This window comes from Streptomyces alkaliphilus (assembly GCF_014141535.1).
Classification (GTDB): Bacteria; Actinomycetota; Actinomycetes; order Streptomycetales; family Streptomycetaceae; genus Streptomyces; species Streptomyces alkaliphilus.
The window spans coordinates 1-1,868 of record NZ_VKHT01000972.1 but is presented as its reverse complement, the minus strand read 5'-3'; the positions used below and the strand labels follow the sequence as shown (position 1 = coordinate 1,868).

3 protein-coding genes are annotated in these 1,868 nt (G+C 68.1%); all 3 read right to left on the bottom strand.

Annotation, left to right across the window (positions count from 1 at the left end):
- Positions 1-273 precede the first annotated feature (273 nt).
- The 3 genes from FNQ90_RS21620 to FNQ90_RS21610 all read right to left on the bottom strand — a co-directional run bounded on the left by FNQ90_RS21620 (position 274) and on the right by FNQ90_RS21610 (position 1,748).
- Positions 274-615: a histone-like nucleoid-structuring protein Lsr2 gene (locus FNQ90_RS21620; protein ID WP_143624313.1), complete on the bottom strand. Its 342-nt coding sequence runs from the start codon at positions 613-615 to the stop codon at positions 274-276.
- A 173-nt stretch (positions 616-788) separates the two neighbouring features.
- The gene (locus FNQ90_RS21615; RefSeq protein ID WP_182607888.1) at positions 789-1,289 is read right to left on the bottom strand and encodes an amino-acid N-acetyltransferase; all 501 of its coding nucleotides are present in this window, start codon (positions 1,287-1,289) and stop codon (positions 789-791) included.
- A gap of 36 nt (positions 1,290-1,325) precedes the next feature.
- On the bottom strand, positions 1,326-1,748 hold the full coding sequence (locus FNQ90_RS21610; RefSeq protein WP_182607887.1) for a BlaI/MecI/CopY family transcriptional regulator: 423 nt from the start codon (positions 1,746-1,748) through the stop codon (positions 1,326-1,328).
- Positions 1,749-1,868: the final 120 nt, after the last annotated feature.

The window sequence follows — 1,868 nt, the reverse complement described above, 5'->3', positions numbered from 1 at the left end:
GGGGTGCGGGGATCCGGTGACCTCCCGTACCCGGACACGGCTCGGGGGGCCACCCGTGATCGGGTGAGCCCCCCCGTAGCCGATGCGGGCCGTGCGCCGCCCCGGGTCCTCCCGCCGCGGAACGCCGATCACCCCGTGGATCCGTGCCGCCCCGGTGTTCCCTCCGCACCGCGTCCCGTCGCGGCCCCCGGCCGCTCCCGGTCGATTGTCACCGCGGGGTCCGACCCCGCGGCCCTCCCGTCGACCGGACGGGACCGCGTCACCTCGTTCGCGTCAGGAGGTGGCCTTCTCGTAGGCCTCGCGGATGGTCGCCGGCACGCGGCCGCGGTCGTTGACCTCGTAGCCGTTCTCCTTCGCCCAGGCGCGGATGCGGGCGGTGTCGGCGGAACCGGTCGAGGTCGCCCGGGAGGCCGAGCGCCCGCCGCGGGTCGCACGCCCGGTGCCGGCGCGGCGACCGGCGCGAATGAACTCGGCGAGGGTGTCGCGGAGCTTTTCGGCGTTGGCGGAGTTGAGGTCGATCTCGTAGGTCTTCCCGTCGAGGGCGAAGGTGACGGTCTCGTCCGCCTCCCCGCCGTCGATGTCATCGAGAAGAAGAACCTGAACCTTCTGTGCCACCTGAGTACTCCTCTTTACGGGTCCGTCTTACGGGTCCGGTGTCGAATGATTTTGTTGTGCCCCGGGCGTCATCAAACCGCCCTTTCGAGAAAAACACAAACCCCACGCAGGGATTCCCGCGGGTGGACGACGGAACGTCCGGACGTATCGGACATAAAGCCCTGCCGGGATGACTATCGAAGCCGAAGCAGCATACGGGTGTTACCCAAAGTGTTGGGCTTCACGCGCTCCAGTCCGAGGAACTCCGCGACGCCTTCGTCATACGAGCGCAGCAGTTCGCTGTAGACGTCGCCGTCCACGGGGGTATCGCCGATGGGGACGAAGCCGTGTCGTTCGAAGAACGCGACTTCGAAGGTGAGGCAGAAAATGCGATCCACGCCCAGTCGACGCGCCGTCTCCAGCAGCTTCTCCAGGAGCAGATGCCCCACGCCCGTCCCGCGCAGGGAGGGATCCACCGCCAACGTGCGGACCTCGGCCAGATCCTCCCACATCACGTGCAGGGCGCCGCAGGCGACCACCGCGCCGTCACAGACCCGCTCCCCCACCCAGAACTCCTGAATGTCCTCGTAAAGGGTGACGGTCGGCTTGTCCAGGAGGATGCGGTCACGGGAGTACGTGTCGATGAGGTGACGCACGGCACGCACATCCCTCGTCCGGGCGCGTCGAACCGTGATTTCCGGAGTCCGGTCGGCATGCTTCACGAACGGAGGCTACCGCCCCGTTCCGTTGCCATTGGCGGCACCCCCGTCGGGCCCCGCGACGGCCTCGGCCCCGGTGACATCCACCACGCGCAGGGCATCCCGCAAAGCATCGGTCTGGACCGGGGACATCATCCCGAAGAATGCCACCAGCGCGGCCGCCGGGTTGTCGCTCCGGGACCAGGCGTCGTTCATCAATGCGGCGGCGTACGCGGCGCGCGTGGATACCGCCTCGTAACGATAGGCGCGGCCGTCCCGCTCACGCCGGACCCAACCCTTCCGGTGGAGCTTGTCGAGAACCGTCATGACCGTCGTATAGGCGATCGGCCGTTCCTTCCGAAGGTCTTCCAGAACCTCCCGGACGGTAACCGGGCGATTCCATTCCCAGACCCGTGTCATCACGGCGTCTTCCAGTTCTCCCAGTGACCGTGGCACATCTGAAGGGTAACGGGGAGACGGCGGATACGCGCGGTATATCCCGATTCGGATGGGGTGCGCGACGAGCCCGACCCCGAGAGCGGGGCGGGGTCCCGGCGGGACACCCGGTCGGGGGAG